The organism is Microcoleus sp. N9_A1 (assembly GCF_036701795.1).
Taxonomy (GTDB): domain Bacteria; phylum Cyanobacteriota; class Cyanobacteriia; order Cyanobacteriales; family Microcoleaceae; genus Microcoleus.
The window spans coordinates 51,545-67,239 of sequence record NZ_JAUBRI010000042.1 but is presented as its reverse complement, the minus strand read 5'-3'; the positions used below and the strand labels follow the sequence as shown (position 1 = coordinate 67,239).

11 protein-coding genes are annotated in these 15,695 nt (G+C 46.4%); 9 read left to right on the top strand and 2 right to left on the bottom strand.

The window, feature by feature from the left end:
- Positions 1-299 precede the first annotated feature (299 nt).
- Positions 300-485 (bottom strand): hypothetical protein, encoded by a 186-nt coding sequence (locus tag QUA58_RS19420; protein ID WP_333310024.1) that lies wholly within the window; start codon positions 483-485, stop codon positions 300-302.
- A gap of 499 nt (positions 486-984) precedes the next feature.
- On the opposite strand from QUA58_RS19420, the gene QUA58_RS19415 reads away from it, so the two are divergent.
- The 6 genes from QUA58_RS19415 (at position 985) to QUA58_RS19390 (ending at position 8,958) form a co-directional block, all read left to right on the top strand.
- Positions 985-1,266, top strand: a complete 282-nt coding sequence (locus tag QUA58_RS19415) for a 4a-hydroxytetrahydrobiopterin dehydratase (protein ID WP_333395384.1) — start codon at positions 985-987, stop codon at positions 1,264-1,266.
- A gap of 159 nt (positions 1,267-1,425) precedes the next feature.
- Positions 1,426-3,063 (top strand): HD domain-containing phosphohydrolase, encoded by a 1,638-nt coding sequence (locus QUA58_RS19410; protein ID WP_333395382.1) that lies wholly within the window; start codon positions 1,426-1,428, stop codon positions 3,061-3,063.
- 620 nt (positions 3,064-3,683) lie between these two features.
- Positions 3,684-5,891: an iron uptake porin gene (locus QUA58_RS19405; protein ID WP_333395380.1), complete on the top strand. Its 2,208-nt coding sequence runs from the start codon at positions 3,684-3,686 to the stop codon at positions 5,889-5,891.
- 621 nt (positions 5,892-6,512) lie between these two features.
- A complete protein-coding gene (locus tag QUA58_RS19400) occupies positions 6,513-6,953 on the top strand; it encodes an Rrf2 family transcriptional regulator (protein WP_333256038.1) in 441 nt (146 codons plus the stop codon).
- A gap of 56 nt (positions 6,954-7,009) precedes the next feature.
- A complete protein-coding gene (gene cysK / locus QUA58_RS19395; protein WP_333395378.1) occupies positions 7,010-7,972 on the top strand; it encodes a cysteine synthase A in 963 nt (320 codons plus the stop codon).
- A 305-nt stretch (positions 7,973-8,277) separates the two neighbouring features.
- The gene (locus QUA58_RS19390; protein WP_333253754.1) at positions 8,278-8,958 is read left to right on the top strand and encodes a J domain-containing protein; all 681 of its coding nucleotides are present in this window, start codon (positions 8,278-8,280) and stop codon (positions 8,956-8,958) included.
- Positions 8,959-9,173: 215 nt separating this feature from the next.
- Here QUA58_RS19390 and QUA58_RS19385 read toward each other — a convergent pair whose 3' ends face one another.
- Positions 9,174-10,673, bottom strand: coding sequence for a cyclic nucleotide-binding domain-containing protein (locus QUA58_RS19385; RefSeq protein ID WP_333253756.1), 1,500 nt, complete (start codon positions 10,671-10,673; stop codon positions 9,174-9,176).
- 463 nt (positions 10,674-11,136) lie between these two features.
- Here QUA58_RS19385 and QUA58_RS19380 point away from each other — a divergent pair, with 463 nt between their 5' ends.
- The 3 genes from QUA58_RS19380 (at position 11,137) to QUA58_RS19370 (ending at position 15,685) form a co-directional block, all read left to right on the top strand.
- Positions 11,137-12,009: a 6-carboxytetrahydropterin synthase gene (locus QUA58_RS19380; protein WP_333395376.1), complete on the top strand. Its 873-nt coding sequence runs from the start codon at positions 11,137-11,139 to the stop codon at positions 12,007-12,009.
- Between the two features lie 388 nt (positions 12,010-12,397).
- Positions 12,398-14,674: a tetratricopeptide repeat protein gene (locus QUA58_RS19375; RefSeq protein WP_333395374.1), complete on the top strand. Its 2,277-nt coding sequence runs from the start codon at positions 12,398-12,400 to the stop codon at positions 14,672-14,674.
- A gap of 450 nt (positions 14,675-15,124) precedes the next feature.
- Positions 15,125-15,685: a Uma2 family endonuclease gene (locus tag QUA58_RS19370; RefSeq protein ID WP_333395373.1), complete on the top strand. Its 561-nt coding sequence runs from the start codon at positions 15,125-15,127 to the stop codon at positions 15,683-15,685.
- Positions 15,686-15,695: the final 10 nt, after the last annotated feature.

Below are 15,695 nucleotides of genomic sequence, written 5' to 3'. Positions count from 1 at the left end.
CGTGCTTGGATGGCTCCGACTGACCAACCCCACGAAAACTTCATCTTCCCTGAAGAAGTTCTGCCTCGCGGTAACGCTCTGTAATCAGCGCGAAATATCAAAATTTCCAACATTTTAAAAGGGTAAGATAAAGCACTTTAGGCTTTACCCTTAATGCTTAAAAAGCTCCTGCCTGGTGGCGGGAGCTTTTTGTTTGCAGGATTCGAGCGCATTAGCGCCCTAAAAAAAGTTTATTTTCTACAAAAACCAAGTCTGCCTGCGGCTAGAACAACTTGTTTTTTTATATCTGGTGAACTCTCCTATCTGGCAAGAAATCGATCGGCCTTTCCCCGCCGCCAGAGTTGCCATGCACCTGATAACCGCACAGCCCGGATTCTGAAGAAAATATAGGCAAATGGCTGAAACTGCGATCGTCCGCTGGCTGTAGAGATCGATCGAAAACCTCGCTCCGTCAGTAATTTGCCCGCATCTTGCAAAAATATCAATTTGCATCCCCCCACTTCTAATTCCTTGTGTTATTCTAATAATTGTGATTACTGAAATGATACTCAGAACGCAGGTTCTTTCGGTTACGCTGGCAAGGGCTAGCGCACAAATCCTCACACCAAATCTTGTATTTGGGTGAGGTGCGTTCAAATATTAAACCATTTAGCTAATCCCGGAGGTGATGCCCATGATAGGTAGTAAACTCATGGGTCATCAGATTGGAAACTACCGGCTGTGCGCCGGGGCCGCTCACTAGCAGCCAGCCCTCGTTTCCAACTGGAAACGAATTCCATCGGGAACCAGGCTGAGCTAGGGATTCTCCCGGCAGTCAGGTTCTAATCTGAAGACCCGCTAGACCGCTCTCACCTCAAATAGTGTTAAATCTTGAGTGTTAAAACTTGAGGCTCAATACTATTGGTGAGAGCGGATAGTTTTTGGTAGGATTTTCTGCAGGTGGACTATTAATCTGCCATTGCTAATCCCAAAGTAAAATAAATTATGGCTGACCTACTTAACGATACAGAAATTCAAGAGCGCGCCAGTCAATTGTCAGGGTGGACGGTTGAAGGTAAACAACTGCGGTGTACAGCTTCATTTAAAGATTTTATCGAAGCGATCGCCTTTGTAAATAAGTTGGTCGCCCCCTCAGAAGCCGCAGGACATCACCCCGACATAGAAATCTCCTACAACAAAGTTACAGTTAACTTAACAACCCACGATGCCGGAGGCTTAACTGAGAAAGACTTTGCGCTAGCTCAAGAGATTTCTGCGCTAGATTAAAAGAGTGCCAGTTGACCCAACAAGAGTCCTGCATCTAGCCACAGTCGCCGATCGCGGAAAGCTCGCAAATAAAAAATCGACTTGGGGTTAAAATCGGGTGTGAAAAAGTCGAGAGGCCCAACGTTCAATGTATAAAAGGCTATTCCCCATCCTCCGACCATGATCGTATTTGAAAAGCCAGAGTTCAAGAACGAGTCTGCAGCAGAAAAAACCGATCTGATAGAAAAGCTTTTAGATATTGGCGCGGCTCTGTCGAGCGCCCAAGATTTGAGCGACTTGTTAAACTTAATTTTATCCAAAAGTAGGGAAATTACCTACAGCGATGCTGGCAGCGTTTACTTAGTAGATCACAGCGACGAAACATCTAAGCTGCTGTTCAAGGTAGCCCAAAACGCTTCTAAACCGAGCCTGTCGTTTAAAGAGTTTGCTCTGCCGCTGACAGACAAAAGTTTGGCAGGATACGTGGCAATTACAGGTCAAAGTTTGAACCTGTCTGATGCCTACGACTTACCCTCGGGCGTACCCTACCGGCTAGATACCAGTTTTGACAGGGATATTAATTACCGCACCTGCTCGGTAATGGTACTGCCGATGCAAAACCGACAGGGGGAGACAATAGGTGTACTGCAATTGATCAACCGCAAAACAAAGGCAGATACGGTGCTGACAGCAGACAATGCCTGGGAATCGACGCAGCAGTATTCGGAGTGGGAAGAAAGGATAGTTCGATCGCTCGCTTCTCAAGCAGCAATCTCGATCGAGCGCAATCAACTCCAAGACAGCATAGAACATTTGTTCGAGGGCTTCGTCAAAGCCTCGGTGCAAGTCATAGAAGCCAGAGACCCCTGTACCTACGGCCATTCAGAACGAGTAGCAGCCCTCACAGTACGCCTTTCAGAAGAAGTAAACACCGTCAGCAGCGGAGGACTGCGCTCTATTTACTTTAAGAACCGCCAAATTCAAGAACTTCGCTACGCCGCCCTGCTGCACGATTTTGGCAAAATTGGAGTGCCCGAAGCAATTTTGACCAAACAGAAAAAGCTCTACCCCGCACAGCTAGAAATCATTCGCCACCGCTTTGGCTTAGCTCAACGGACAATGGAAATGGAATGCGTCCAGTCTAAATATAAATACTTGCTGGAGCATTCAGCCTACCGAAAACACCCGATCCAGGAGCCAGAGTGCGCTCAATGCCAGGAAATCGAACAGCTAGACACTAAGCTAGCAGAGGCGAAAACCAGATTAGCAGAATACTGGGAAGTGCTGCTAGAGGCAAACGAGCCTCACATTTTGGCAGCAGAACCGCTAGCTCAACTGCGAGAAATTTCTCGACAAACTTACAGAGATATAGATGGGGCAAAGAAACCCCTGCTGAACCAAGACGAGATCGTGCAATTGATGGTGTCGAGGGGCAACCTGACGCCGGAAGAACGATCGGCAATAGAATTTCACGTAACTCACACTTACGAGTTTCTGAAACAAATTCCTTGGACAAAGGATTTGAAAAATGTTCCAGACATTGCCTACGGACATCACGAAAAACTCGACGGCACAGGTTATCCGCGAGGTCTAAACAAGTCAGAAATTCCAATTCAAGCGCAATTGATGACGATCGCCGATATTTACGACGCCCTGACAGCAGGCGATCGCCCCTACAAGCGAGCCCTGCGTACAGAGGCAGCGATGAAAATTTTGCGGCAAGAAGCAGCTCACAACAAAATCAACGCTGATTTGTTAGAATTGTTCGATCATCGCCAAGTCTTTAGCGTTCTCGGGCACAGCTTGGAGGTTGATTAACACTAAAAGTTTTCTGACATTTGCTAACAATCACTAACATTTGCTAGAGGTTTTCATATCATATAGAATGAATTTAGCCACTCAGATTTAGGTGAAAAACCTTGGTAGTACGCAACCGCTATATAAATAAGTTGCCTCTACATTATCAAAGCAAATAATCAGATTGGCTAATAGCTGTAAGCGATAACCAAGCTGAACGCAAGAATATAAGAGCTTGTAGAAAATTCTACGGGCATCAGTTGATACACCTTGGTTGAGATCAGCTCTCAATATGTATTTGTTAGCAAATGTTAGCAAAAAAGTATCGGTTAAAGTCGAATCAGCCTAGACGAGTCGGGCGTGCTGTGCTAAAAAGTAAATAGGCGATCGGGCGCTATCAAGTGTCATCAGTAAAATCAATCGACAGCCCAAGCCTGGTCTGGTTTTGACGCCGTTGAGTACAGGCAAAAAAACAGGCTCTCTGTAGCCATCAGTCACATCTATATACTAGGTCAGCCCGAAAGAATCAAAAGAAAAAGTGAATTTTAGGTCTCTTTTTAGAGTATGCTAGTGGAGCAACGACTGACCACATAGAAGACTAAAAAAGTTTCTCTGTAATCGGTGTGAGGATGAGAGTGAATATGTCGAAATTTTTGTGGAGTTACTTACTAATCAGCCCAGCAGTCTTAGGAGCTACCCTAGTAGTTTCTTCGAGCGCGATGGCAGCAGACGCTCAGCAGCCTGCTGATGCGCTAAATCCCGCTGTCGCTAAAGCTGAAAGCGCTGAAACCGCTGAAACCTCCGAAGCGAAACTAAATGCTTTAGCTGCTGTTTCCGAAATAACTGCAGCCTCCGAGCCAGTAGAAGAAATTTCCCAAGTCGCTGGCAGCGCAACCCAGGCAGCGATGGCAGATGTGGCCACTGCTGCAACTGAAAGTGCGATCGTCGGAGCCAACACAGCCCCTGCTGAGGCAAATCCCCAAGCGGCATCACAACCTACAAGTGAATCTTTAGCCGCAGTTGAGCCAACAGTCGCTCAACCAGTAGAAAATTCTGCCCCAGCAGCCCAAGTAGAAACTCCAGCCCCGGCAGCTACCGCTCTCCCAGAGCAAATCGGTGCAGTTCAATTAGAAACTCCAGCCCCGGCAGTGGCAGAGTCGGCAGAACAAAGTTTGCCACAACCGGCTGAATCCTTAGCCCAAACTGCCGCACCACAAGAGCAAAACCCAGCCGCCACATTAGAACAGCTCAACCAGTACAGCACCGAAGGTGCTGCCGGCGGCGAAACTGAAGGTCAAGTTACCTCAGTATCTCAACTTTCCGACGTGCGGCCCACAGACTGGGCATTCCAAGCATTGCAATCCCTAGTCGAGCGCTACGGCTGTATTGCTGGTTATCCCGACGGCACCTTCCGCGGCAACCGGGCCATGACCCGCTACGAATTCGCAGCCGGTTTAAATGCTTGCTTAGACAAGGTGAGCGAGCTAATTAGAGGCGGCACTGGCAACTTCGCTACGAGAGATGACTTGGCAGCCCTCCAACGGCTCCAAGAAGAATTTGCAGCGGAACTGGCAACCCTGCGCGGTCGCGTCGATGCTCTGGAAGCTCGGACATCCGAACTCGAAGCCAACCAATTCTCCACCACTACCAAGCTGACTGGGGAAGCAATTTTCGCTCTCAGCGATGACTTTGGTGGCAACGTTGGCTTGTTTGGCAGAGACGAAAGAAGAGTCGGCAGCGACAACAACGAAGCTGTCTTCCAACAACGGGTGCGTCTAAATTTAAATACGAGCTTCACCGGCAGAGACTTACTGCTGACCAGGCTTCAAGTCGGCAACGGTCGCAACTTCAACCTTGGTGCTACCAGCGAAGGCACTCAAACTTGGAATGTAGTCGGCAGAACCGACAACGTTGTTGCCCTCGACACCTTGCTGTACAAGTTCCCCGTCGGTCAGCGACTGAACGTTACCCTTGCAGCCAACGCTGTCGTGTGGGACGACATTCTGCCGACTGTCAACCCTTACTTTGAAGACTTTGACGGTGGCAACGGGTCATTGAGCGCCTTTGGACAGCGGAACCCCATTTATCGCTTAGGTGGCGGTGCAGGTATTGGCTTTGACTATGCCTTTGGCGGCAGGGGCTTACTGGGCGGCGTGTTCGGCCCAACTTCTCTGTCATTTGGTTATTTGGCGTCAAATCCAGCCAGTCCGGCTAGGGGCGCAGGCTTGTTGAACGGCGACTACGCGGCGATGGGTCAGTTGACTTTTACCCCTGGACGCAACTTGCAAGTTGCTTTCAACTATAACCACGGTTACTTTAACCGAGGTAACTTTGGCTTTGACAACGGTTTGGGGAATGGAATCGACAATCTCGGCGGTTTCACTGGTACCGGCGTGGCTAATTCTCTCAACGGTTTGAGCGAAGGCTTTGAGGGCTTCGGCGCTCGCAAAGTTGTCACCAACTCCTATGGAGCTCAGGCTTCGTTGCGACTGAGCCCGAGATTTATCCTTGGTGGCTGGGCCGGTTTAACCAATGCCCGCATTCTCGGCATCGGCGATGCGAAAATCTGGAACTACGCTGTCACCTTGGCTTTGCCTGATTTAGGGAAAGAAGGCAACTTGCTAGGGCTGGTGGTAGGTCGTGAGCCTTACTTGGATAAACTTGAAGCTTCGAGGAGTTTGCGGAGCTTCCGCAACGATGATTCCTATCACGTTGAAGGGTTCTACAAGTTTCAGCTTTCGGACAACATTTCTGTTACTCCGGGCGTGATTTGGGTGACAAATCCTAATCAAGATGACCGTAATGATGACATCATTATTGGTACTCTGAGAACTACTTTCACGTTCTAAGAGCGGGTTAGAGGAGGCAGGGGGAGGCGGTAATACCCTCTCTGCTGGCAACTCTAAAGGCCCAGTTTAGCCCTGCCTGCTGCAGGGCTTTTTTGTTTTCGGGACAAAGGGGGCGCCGAGAATCTATTAAAAATTAAAAATTATTAGTCGTAGACGCAGAAACCCGGTTTCTTGAGGTAATATCAATTCCGGTAGCATCGGAATAGTAAAATCCAGTCAACATTTAACAATTCCCGATGGTGCAACCGGAATTCATCTGCGTTCATCTGTGTTGATCTGCCCTCATCTGCGGTTCAAAAAATAGAATTTCTTCACCGCAGATGACGAGGGATTGACGCTGACTCACGCGCTTGTTGAGAAGAGAGATAGGAAGAATTCCGATGCTAAAAGATTTGATATAATGCCGTCGTGGAAGCGGAGAGAGTCGAAACTAGCAACGCAGGTTTCACAGAAGCGAGAGTGCCGATCGTCCCAAGGATGAAGTGACGAAAGTCGATTAAGTTCAGTGGAAAACCGGGGTATAATAAAAGGTAAAGTTAGGAGTTAGAATTGGCAACTCAACATTGAGGAGAATTTTAACATCTGACTTCGGAGTTGATAATTCTGATATTTGAAGCAATTATGGTAGAACTCTCCTGTAAAAGCGAATACGCAATCTTAGCTTTGCTGGAGCTTGCCGATTGCTACGAAGAAGGCGAGCCTCTGCAAATTCGCCAGATAGCGGCTCAGCAAAATATTCCCGATCGATATTTAGAACAATTGCTGGCTACCATGAGACGTTGCGGGCTGATTCGCAGCCAGCGAGGAGCTAAGGGAGGTTATATCTTGGCGAGGGAACCCTGGAAAATTACACTCCTAGAAATTATCAACTGTCTCGAAGGCTCAGAGTTCGATCGCTCCCAAAAAGACTCGCCTGCTCAAACTGTAGAAAGTGCGGTGATTTGGGAAGTTTGGCAAGAAGCGCGATCGACTGCCAACTTGGTGTTGCAAAAATACACGCTACAGGATCTGCGCGAAAAACGCAATGGCAGACGGCAGCTCGATATTATGTATTACATCTAGTTAGTATTGCCAACTAGGAATTAACATTTACTTTCAACAACCAACTGACAAAGATTATGCGTATTGCTGGCGACATTACAGAATTGGTGGGGCACACACCCCTGGTGCAACTCAACCGCATTCCCCAAGCCGAAGGCTGCTTGGCTCGGATTGTGGTCAAACTCGAAGGCATGAATCCGGCAGCATCGGTAAAAGACCGGATTGGTGTCAGTATGGTCAATCAAGCCGAGGCCGAAGGGCTGATTAGTCCAGGCAAAACGGTTTTAGTGGAACCGACTTCTGGCAATACCGGAATTGCTTTGGCAATGGTGGCGGCGGCTAAGGGCTACCAGTTGATTTTGACAATGCCGGATACGATGAGCACCGAACGCCGATCGATGTTGCGTGCTTACGGGGCCCAACTAGAACTAACTCCCGGCATTGAGGGCATGAGCGGCTGCATCCGCCGCGCTCAAGAGATTGTGGACAAAACTCCGAATGCGTATATGTTGCAGCAGTTTCGGAATCCGGCGAACCCGGACGTTCACCGTTTGACAACGGCTGAGGAAATTTGGGCAGATACCGACGGCGAGGTGGATTTCCTGATTTCTGGAGTCGGCACTGGCGGTACGATTACGGGTGTTGCAGAGGTGATTAAGTCGCGGAAACCCGAGTTTAAGGCGATCGCCGTTGAGCCGGCTAACAGTCAGGTACTTTCGGGCGGAAAGCCTGGGCCTCACAAAATTCAAGGTATCGGTGCTGGTTTTGTGCCGCCGGTGCTGAATGTGAATGCGATCGACGAAGTGATAATTGTTACCGATGACGAGGCGATCGCCTACGGGCGTCGCTTAGCCAGAGAAGAAGGACTTTTGTCCGGTATTTCCAGCGGTGCGGCACTGTGTGCGGCTTTGAAAATCGGCAAGCGTCCCGAAAATGCCGGGAAATTGATTGTGATGATTCAGCCTAGTTTCGGCGAACGCTACCTCAGCACTCCCTTGTTCCAAGATCCAGAACTCAATCTGGCGATGGCTGTCAACTAGGTTCGCTTTGGGGATCAGTCCCAAAAACTAAAAGCAGGGCGTACACTCTACGCTCTGCTGTTGTTTGTAGTGAAGACTTTAGTCCTTCTTAACTCAACTCCCTCAACAGAGGACTGAAGTCCTCACTACGAACTTTTAAAGAGTCAATATTTTTATAAAATGGATTTATAATAATTTGAAAACAGAGGTTTTTTACCTACAATTTTTGGCATTTATATCAGATAAATACCTAACGCATTAACAAAAAATGATATTTTTGTCAAGCACTTTTTTGCAGATTATCCAGATTTCAAGGAAATAACAGCGTGTCTTCCGTTACCAATCACTACAAAACCCTAAAGATTAGCCCAACAGCAACACAAGCCGAGATTAAACAAGCATACCGCCGTTTAGTCAAAATATTTCATCCAGATAGCCAGAGTTCCACAGCCGGTCACGAAGAGATTATCCGCCTCAATGCAGCCTATGAAATATTAGGAGATGCCCAACACCGACAATCTTACGATCGCCAATTTTCCCAACCAAGCCAACAGCAATCACCCTACGCACCAAACGTCGCCCGCCAGCGCCAACAAGCAGCGCGGGATGCCGACGAACAAATGGAACAGTGGCTGATTAAAGTATACAAACCAGTCAATCGAATGCTCAACAGCATCTTGAAGCCGCTTAAAAAAGAAATAAACGAATTGTCAGCAGATCCGTTTGATGACGAACTGATTGAAAAGTTTCAAGCTTATATCGAAACCAGCCGCGACTTTCTTTCAAAAGCTCATAACTTTCTGAAAGCGATGCCCAATCCATCTAATGTAGCCGGAGTTGCAGCGCATCTCTACTACTCCATCAATCAAGTCGGCGATGGCATAGAAGAATTGCATTTATTTACCCTCAATTATGACGATCGCCATTTGCACACAGGTCAAGAACTGTTTAGAATTGCTGCTAGACTGCGGCGGGAAGCACAGGAGGAATTGAAAGTTAGAAGTTAGTTAGTTGAAGCACAGGGGAAAGGGGGAGAGGGGGAGAATGGGAGAGGGGGAGAATTGCCCAATTACCAATTCCCGATTCCCGATTCCCGATTCCCGATTCCCAATTCCCAATTCCCAATTCCTAATGACTAATGACTGAGAAATAAAGAGGCGGGTTTTGCCATTTTTTTAGTCATTTGTATCATATATCTTTAGCTAAACCCGCCCCTACAAAGTCAAATGCCAAAAAGAACTTGAATTCGCTTGCGAATTTTAATAAAAGGAGTTTGTCCGAGAGAGTCCCCATCTAATAATCCCAAATCTCTCAAAGCTTGCTGGCGTTCGGACAATTTTTGAGCAATCTGATCTGCTAAATTAGGCTGTTCTCTTAAAAGTTTTTGCAAGTCGTGGCGTTCCACCACAAACAAAATTGCATCTTCGCTAGTTTTAACAGTCGCTGTTCTCGGAGTTCCCAATAGCAAAGAGATTTCCCCAAAAAATTCGCCCTCGTGAAGCGTAGCAATATACTGACCGGCTTTTTGAGAAAGAACTTCCACAGAACCCGAAAGAATAATATAAAAAGAATCGCCTGGGTCATTTTCTTTACATACAACCTGTCCCGCTGGAAACAGTTGTCGGTAGCCGTATTCAATTAACTGCCGTAGTTCTAAATCCGTACACTGATCGAAATAAGTTACTCGCCTCAATAAATCTCGCAGCGTCCAATTATTAGGCGATTTAGGCGCTGGATTTTTTGGTTCAGAAACGGTAGAATTAGATTTTAACTCTGCTGAATGTTTGGCATTCTGCAGAAAAACTTTCCCGTTGGAATTATCGTCTTTGTTATTGTGAAAAAGTTGAGTTAACTCTTGCGGGTTTCGCAGCCACAAATCCCGCTGGGGAAAGGGAATTTCGATATTTCGGTGGCGCAATTCGTAATCTATTAAAAAATTTACCGCGCTTTTAATAGCATCGCTTTCCTGTGGCTGGTCAATCCAAACTAAAAGTTCAAAATTTAAAGCGTTATCTCCAAAACCGTGAAACCATACTTTAGGAGAAGGATGGGACAAGACATTCGATTCCATCCGCGCCGCAATTAACAGCGCTTCCGTAACTATTACTGGGTCAGATCCGTAAGCAACGCCGATGGGGATGTGGAGGCGACATCTGGGGTCTCTGTAACTCCAGTTAATAATATTAGTTTCTACAAACTTAATATTTGGTATAATTACAAATAGACCGTCAATTGTTTTAATAATTGTAGAGCGGATTGAAATTGTTTCTACTGTTCCTAATAACTTGTCTATTTCAATAAAGTCTCCCACTCTAATTTGGTGCTCAAATAGCAGGGTGAGACCGCTGATAAAGTTGCTGGCGAGATTTTGCAAGCCGAAGCCGAAACCAATGCCGACTACGCCAGCTAAGACGGTGAGAGAAGTGAGGTTGATGCCGGAACCCTGCAGGACGAATATACAACCAATAGTGGCTAAAATATAGCTAATGATCGTAGAAATTGCTTCTCGACTGCCGCGATCCAATCCCATCCGAACTAGCAGGCTGCGCTTAATTCCTTCACTGATAATCTTAGCTATAACCAAGGCAAATATAGCTAAGATTATCAGTTTGACGATCGCACTAATCGACAAATGAGTGTCCCCGATATAAAATAGCGGGGTTGTCATCGCACCCCACAAATGTTCAAAAAAGCGATCGGCTCGTGTAGTAATCGAATTCATTAATATTGGGTAATGGGTAATTGGTGATTGGTTTTGATCGCAACTGAACTGCCAACGGCTAACTATTGCAGAGCTTAGGCGAAAAACTCGAACTCTGGAGTATCCTGTGTGGCAAAAAAGTCGATTCCCTACCCTACCCTTCGGGAACCCCTGCGGGGAACGGGAACGCTTCGCGAACGGAATAGCTCAGCTTCACCCACTCTCTCAAAGACTCGTAACTGATGGGTTAGTAACTGATGGCGAAAAACTGTTTTGTAGCGGTATTTTCTGCCGGAAATCTGTGTTGTGGCGTAAAATGGGCCCTGGGGTGCGATAGAACAGGGACTTGTGGCCAATATCGGGAAAATTGGTAGAAATTCATTTACAGCACCCTCAAGTAATCGAAAAATTCCAGCAAAAATTGGTTTATCCTTAAGAAGTAAGTCCTTTACAGAACTTAACAAGCTTACCCTAATTGACTTTTATGCAGTGCATCATCAATCGTCGGGCACAGTTTTCGGCGAGTCATCGTTATTGGCTACCGGAGTTGAGCGCAGCCGAGAACTTTGAGCGCTTTGGCCCAACAGCCCGCGCACCGGGACACGGACACAATTACGTCCTTTACGTTTCCATGATAGGAGAACTCGACGAGTACGGCATGGTACTCAACCTGTCTGATGTCAAGCACGTCATCAAGCGGGAAGTTACCAAGGATCTCGATTTTTCCTACCTTAACGAAGCATGGCCGGAATTTGAGCAGACTCTGCCAACTACCGAAAACATAGCACGGCAAATTTGGCTGCGGCTAGCCCCTCATTTGCCTGTGAGCAAAATTCAATTGTTTGAACACCCTGAACTTTGGGCTGAATATTTAGGAAATGGCATGGAAGCTTATTTAACTCTGTCTACTCATTTTAGCGCCGCCCATCGGTTGGCTCGTCCCGATTTGAGCTTTGAAGAAAACTCGGAAATTTACGGTAAATGTGCTCGTCCTAACGGTCACGGTCACAACTATCATTTAGAGGTGACTGTTAAAGGGGAAATTGATGCGCGGACTGGGATGATTGCTGATTTGGGAGCTTTGCAAAAAGCTATTGATGATTATGTTGTTGAACCTTTCGATCACACTTTTTTAAATAAGGATATTGCTTATTTTGAGAAGGTTGTGCCGACGGCGGAGAATATTGCGGTGCGGATTGGGCAATTGTTGCGATCGCCCGTTCGGGAATTGGGCGCAGAGTTGCACAAGATTAAGCTGATTGAAAGTCCGAATAATAGCTGTGAAATTTTTGGAGCTGATTTAGAGGAAGTGCCGGCCCAACATCAGCAGCCGGAAGCGGTTTTAGCTGGGGTTTAGAGTGAAAAATCGGGTCGGTTGGGGCCGGTTCACCGGGATAGTTGGCTAATTGTGCAGATTGGTGCAGCCACCCCTACCAGCCTAATGATGATTCCGAGAGTTATCCAACCGCATGAGGCGCGAGAATATATTCTTTCATCAAAGTTACCAGAAAGAATTGGTTTAAAGCCGGAACCCATAAGCGGGAGAAATTAAAAGAAAACTATTCATTACTCAAATCCTCTTCCTTCCAGGTAGAGGTAGCTATCCCAGGTCAACTATCCCAGGTCAACTGTCAACTGTCAACTGTCAACTGTCAACTGTCAACTGAAACAGCCAGAATTACTGGCAGTTTTCCTGAAAAGTCAGACTCAGCGCGTATTTTGGAGATAGTAAGTCAGCATTCCTCATGTCAGCTATTCTAAATGCTGAGAGTATGAGGTCGATCGCCCGATCGCTGACAACCAAGCACCAATTTCTCCTAAATGAGTTGACGTTTATGCGCGTCTCAAATGTAGCTCTCTTGACTCTGGCTGCCCTCGCATCCCACAATTTAACTGCTAATACTAGCGCCAATCCTGCTGCACATCCTATTTCTCCTGAGACACCGCAGGCTAGCAACTTTGTTGATGCGGTAAATAATACTGAATCGCGTCGGGCTGAGTCAATTAGCGAGCCTGAGACGATCGCCTACGAACAATTTTCCCCAAATAATACTGAATCGCGTCGGGCTGAGTCAATTAGCGAGCCTGAGACGATCGCCTACGAACAATTTTCCCCAAATAATACTGAATCGCGTCGGGCTGAGTCAATTAGCGAGCCTGAGACGATCGCCTACGAACAATTTTCCCCGCGAATTGCTGTCAAATCGCCGACAGGTTTGCTGGTAGCGGCCGCTCAACCCGATGTATCTGCTACTGCAAAAACCAAGGCGAATAGTCCTGCTGCATCCGGCGATGAACTAACAAAATCTTTACAAGAAACCTGGCTGGCTAAATTAATCGAAACCGGGGTTGAAAGTAATCCTCAAGTTCGCGAGGTTTTCGCTTTTATCTCCCCATCTAGTGGCAGTGCTGAATCTGGATATGGTTTTAATAGTACCATAACTCTGCTCAATATTTTGCTGATTCTTGGTACCGTATTTCCACCGGTGACAATTGCCTTTTTTTGGATGATGCGACGGCTGATCATCAAACAGTTGGTTGCTGATGCCAATAAACGATTGCAGGGTATTGGTGTATTGGAATCCGAGCTCAGAAATTCTAGCCAACTGACTCAAAAGTTGAGGGATGAATTAGAAGCGCAAATGGGTGCAGCTAAACAATCCCTTGATTTTTTAACTAGAGAAACTGAACTTTCCAAATCTTCTGTCGAGCAAATTGAGACTCTCAAATCTCAATTTATCCTGCACCTGCAAGTTTTGCTGAGAGAAGTTGACGAGAAAAAATCTCAAATTGTTAAAGAAATTTCCCAAGTTCCCGCAGTTGTTGCCAAAGAAGCTCTCAAAATCGCACCTCAATCGGCCTTAAACAATTCCCAAGATTCGCAAACTGCACCCGCTAGCGACGAAAATTTGATTGCTGACGATTATATCAAGCAAGCCGAAGGGCTTTATTTTCAAGGCAATTATGATGAAGCATTAGTTTGCTTGGAAAAAGCTGTTTTAGCGAATAAATTTTTGAATGAGGCTTGGTATTGGCGCGGAAATGTGTTAGTAAAATTGCAGCGCCTGGAAGAAGCACTCGCCTGTTACGACCAAGCAATATTAATTAAACCGGATAACTACGAAGCATGGTATAATAAAGCGAGTTTGCTGGCAAAATTGCAGAAGTACGAAGAGGCGATCGTCTGTTACGAGCGAGCAAGTTCGAGCGAATCCCGAAAATACGCTTGTTGGCACAGTATAGCGGCTTTGTTGGCTAAATTGCAGCATTACGAAGAAGCGATTGCCAGTTACGATCGCGCCCTCGCTATCAAAGCAACCGACAGCGAAATTTGGCACAACCGAGGTGCGATGCTGGCCAAAGTACAGCAGCACGCAGCAGCAGTCGATTCTTACGATCGCGCTCTTGAACTCAATCCCAAGAGATATGAAACTTGGTACAATCGAGGCAATATGCTGTGGAGACTGCTCCGCTACAGTGATGCTATTGATTCTTACGATCAGGCGATCGGCATCCGGCCCGAGAAATACGAAGTTTGGTACAATAGAGCTGCTGTGCTCGGAAAATTGCAGCGATATCAAGAATCGATCGAATCCTACGACAAAGCAATCGCCCTTAAACCGCAGGATTTTGAAGTGTGGCACAACCGAGGCGCAGCTTTCGACAAACTGTCGCAGCACGAAGCAGCAATTGCCTCTTACGAATCAGCAATTACCCTTAATTCGGAGTGTTACGAAGCTTGGTTTGGTAAAGGCGAATCTTTGGCCAAATTGCAGCGTAATGAAGAAGCGATCACAGCTTATGAGAAAGCGATTGCTATTAAGCCCGACTCCTACGATGTTTGGCACCACTTGGGCACAGCTTTGTCTGAATTAAAGCGGTATGAGGAAGCAATGGCAGCTTACGATCGAGCTATTGCCATCAAGCCCGAAAATGCCGAAGCTTGGCGCGATCGAGGAGCAATTATATCAGAATTAAAGCACGATACAGACAAAATTGACTCCGGGGAAAAAGAGACTTAAATTCAGTCCAAATCCGGTTATTCAAAATTCATAATTGTCAGGAAATCTGGAGGCGAACCCTACTTTTAAGTTGGTAAGGAATGAGAATATGTCGCCTGTATAGCAATCCTAAATCATTCAGATAAATTTGTAGGGGTAGTGCCCCCGTGCCTACCCCCTATCTATCGGGGCAACCACGGGGGGATTGCCCCTACAATAATTACGCAAATCATTTAGGATTGCTATATATCGAGAGCAACTTTTGCAACAACAATCCAATTTCACTGTATTAATAGTTGGCGATGAACCATCCCTACAGTTATTGACGAGTATTTAAACCGAGTTGATAGCGCGCATTTAAAGGCTTTTTATCTACGGTTTGTTATCTAAATTTTTCCTCTTTTTGCCGCTCCGTTTGGGGCGTTTTTTTATGGTAAATTGAGATAAGCTGCACACAAGGAGAATAGTTATATGTCTGTTCAGCTTCAAAAACGGTTATTTACAGTAAAAGAATATCATTTGATGACTGAGGTTGGTATTCTCTCCGAGGGCGATCGGGTGGAATTGATAGAAGGAGAGATTGTTAAAATGGCTGCAATTGGTACTCGTCACGCAAGTTCTGTTAAGCGTCTCACCAGGCGCTTCAGCCTCATTCCAGAAGATCGGGCCACTCTGGGTGTCCAAGACCCTATCCAGTTGACTGAGCGCACTGAACCTCAACCGGATGTTGTATTGCTGCAACCTCGCGCTGATTACTACGCCACAGCCCATCCAATACCGTCTGAAGTTTTGCTGCTAGTGGAGGTTTCAGATAGTACGGTTGATTATGACAGAGATGTGAAAGTATCCATTTATGCTCGATCGCTAATTCAGGAAGTTTGGCTGGTAGATTTAGTTAAAAATTGTTTGGAAGTTTACCGCCTACCAAGCCAGAACGGTTATAGTTTAATGCTCAAGTTTTGGCGCGGTCAACAAGTTGCGCCGCTGGCTTTTCCAGAGTTTGAAGTTAGCGTTGATTTTATCTTGGGTTAGGGCGATCGCG